Origin of the sequence: Chamaesiphon sp. VAR_48_metabat_403 (genome assembly GCF_031422475.1) — a bacterium.
Classification (GTDB): domain Bacteria; phylum Cyanobacteriota; class Cyanobacteriia; order Cyanobacteriales; family Chamaesiphonaceae; genus Chamaesiphon.
This window is the reverse complement of the sequence record NZ_JANPLS010000309.1, coordinates 1-2,738: the sequence shown is the minus strand read 5'-3', so window position 1 is coordinate 2,738 and position 2,738 is coordinate 1. Positions and strand designations below refer to the sequence as shown.

Here is a 2,738-nt window from a genome sequence, read left to right as displayed (position 1 = left end):
TGACATATCCAGAGATCTACGAAGTTGGGGCGAGCAATCTGGGGCATATTATCCTCTACAGTATTATCAACGCCCAGCCGCGCCAATTGTGCGATCGAGCCTACCTTCCCGCTGCGGATTTAGCCCAGAAATTACGGGATACGCAGACACCATTATTCGGGGTGGAGTCGCAGAAATCCCTCGCCGAATTTGATATCCTCGGTTTTAGCCTCAGCTACGAATTGGGCGCGACGAACATCTTAGAGATGTTGACTCTTGCGGGAATTCCCCTGACGTGGCGCGAACGGGCGGAGGGTAATTATCCGCTGATTTTTGCAGGTGGACAAACGGCGACATCCAATCCCGAACCCTATGCAGATTTCTTTGACTTTATCGCCCTGGGGGATGGGGAAGAATTATTGCCCGAAATTGGGTTAGTAGTTGAAGATGGCAAAAATGCGGGGCTGAGTCGGTGCGATTTGTTATTGGATCTCGCTCAGGTTCCAGGCGTATATGTGCCCCAATTTTACGATTCGCATCCCGATGGCAGCGTCAAGCCCAATCATCCCGAAGTACCCGAACGCATTCTCCGACGGGTAGCTACTCCAATTCCAGCATACTCGATCGGGTTGGTGCCCTATGTCGAAACCGTCCACGATCGATTAACTATCGAAATTCGCCGTGGTTGTACCCGTGGGTGTCGCTTTTGTCAGCCAGGGATGTTGACTCGCCCCGCACGGGATGTGGAGCCGGAAGCGGTAATTAATGCGATCGAGACTGGAATGCGATCGACGGGTTATGATGAATTCTCCCTCCTCTCCCTCAGTTGCTCGGATTATCTCGCCCTTCCCGCTGTGGGATTGGAAATCAAGAATCGGCTCAAGGATGAGAATATCTCCCTCTCCCTCCCCAGTCAGCGGGTAGATAGATTCGATGAAGATATTGCCAATATCATCGGTGGTACGCGCAAAGGTGGCTTAACTTTCGCGCCGGAAGCGGGTACCCAACGGTTGCGGGATATTATTAATAAAGGTTTGACGAATGAAGAATTGCTGCGCGGTGTGAAGACGGGCTTCGAGCAGGGTTGGGATAAGATTAAACTCTACTTTATGATCGGTTTACCTGGTGAAACCGATAGCAAAAAGCTGTCTTGGCAGGTCGCAAGTTGATGATATGCTAGGTAAATAGTTGAGAGCGATGTAATGCAGATCTTGATATAGATGACCAAGAAAATTATAAGTCTCTTTTCTGGTGCTGGTGGTATGGATATTGGGTTTCATCAAGCTGGTTTTGAAACCGCAGTCGCAGTAGAACAAGATCCATCATGCTGTGCGACATTAAGGCGAAATATGCCAAATGTAACTGTCATCGAAGGCGATATTAAAAAAATTTCGACCCAAGAAATACTTCAGGCGGGGAAATTGAAACCACTAGAACCTGCTTTAGTTGTAGGTGGGCCGCCATGTCAAAGTTTTAGTCTTGCGGGTAAGCGGATGGGCATGGATGATGCCAGAGGTAAATTAGTGTTGGAATATATTAGAGTAGTTCGAGAATCTCTGCCAGTGGCATTTGTGATGGAGAATGTTCGAGGTATGGCAAATTGGGCTGGAGGAGAAGCTCTTAATGCCATATTAAGTGAAGCTTCAAAAGAAATTATTTATGATGAGCAAGTCTATAAATATGAACTATCTTATGAAATTTTGAATGCGGTCAATTATGGTGCCCCACAGTTCAGGGAACGGATAATTATTGTTGGAAATCGAATTGGCAAAAAATTTAATTTTCCGATGGCAACTCGCGCGGCTCCATCAGAATCTCAAATGAATTTATTTAGTAGTCCTCTGGATAAATGGAATACTGTATGGGAAGCAATTGGGGAATTGCCAACTGCCGAAGAACCTTCAGAAACTGCTCTGCGTGTTTCAGGGACAATTAAGGAGCGGATCGTCAATCATGGATATTAAAAACCACCAAAGAACAGCACATGCGCCTTCCACAATTGCCAAGATTCAAGCTGTGGCTATTGGCGGAAAATTAAGCGACATAGCACAAACATTTGGATCGACATATAGACGACTAGATCCTGACAAGCCCTCACCGACAGTAACCAGAAGTGGATATCGAGATTTTATCCACCCATTTGAAGATAGAATGCTGACAGTTAGAGAATTAGCTTGCTTACAGACGTTTCCACTCGACTGGGAATTTTTAGGAACTAGACTCGATTCTTATAGTAGTAAAAGAGTTGTCACAATGACTCAATTTGGACAAGTAGGTAATGCTGTACCGCCTGTTCTTGCTAAAGCTGTCGCAATAGCAATTATGGAGCAGTTTTTCAAGGAAAATTTAGATGAATAACTTGCATGTAACTTCTGCTAGCAGTCTTATCACAACTGCTGCTGCAAGAAGAAATGGTTTTCTAGAGTATGCGCTGCGTAGGAATAAGGAAGCAATACCTTTTATTGATAAAGGAAAAGCACTAAAGGCTACTCTCGAAGCTCACTCGAACAAACCACAAGATATTTTAAATATTGTCAAAATTAGGGAGAGTTTAATCGAAGCTGCTGGAATATCTGTTAAAGCAAAAGCTCATCTATCCAATGAAGATAAAGATAGACTGTTAACAGATTTTATCGATCGAATACTAATACCGTCAGGTACTGACTATATCGACGAAATTATTTATCGATATCTTCTAACATCAGGTGATGCACTTGGTGGCAAGATGCGAAATATTGTTGGTTCGATCGCCAATGAAA

3 protein-coding genes and 1 pseudogene are annotated in these 2,738 nt (G+C 44.5%); all 4 read left to right on the top strand.

Features of this window, described 5'->3' with window-relative positions; genetic code table 11:
- Positions 1–1,118: pseudogene (locus RMO79_RS14895) on the top strand (radical SAM protein); the annotation flags it as partial.
- A gap of 81 nt (positions 1,119–1,199) precedes the next feature.
- The gene (locus RMO79_RS14890) at positions 1,200–1,943 is read left to right on the top strand and encodes a DNA cytosine methyltransferase (protein WP_310483961.1); all 744 of its coding nucleotides are present in this window, start codon (positions 1,200–1,202) and stop codon (positions 1,941–1,943) included.
- A complete protein-coding gene (locus RMO79_RS14885) occupies positions 1,933–2,337 on the top strand; it encodes a DNA cytosine methyltransferase (protein ID WP_310483960.1) in 405 nt (134 codons plus the stop codon). The genes RMO79_RS14890 and RMO79_RS14885 overlap by 11 nt, the downstream gene beginning before the upstream one ends.
- A partial coding sequence (locus tag RMO79_RS14880; RefSeq protein WP_310483959.1) for an AvaI/BsoBI family type II restriction endonuclease occupies positions 2,330–2,738 on the top strand: 409 nt, incomplete at its 3' end. The genes RMO79_RS14885 and RMO79_RS14880, both read left to right, overlap by 8 nt.

Coding starts and splice junctions, on each gene's coding strand:
- RMO79_RS14890 (WP_310483961.1), top strand. CDS start 1,200: ATGACCAAGAAAATTATAAGTCTCTTTTCTGGTGCTGGTGGTATGGAT.
- RMO79_RS14885 (WP_310483960.1), top strand. CDS start 1,933: ATGGATATTAAAAACCACCAAAGAACAGCACATGCGCCTTCCACAATT.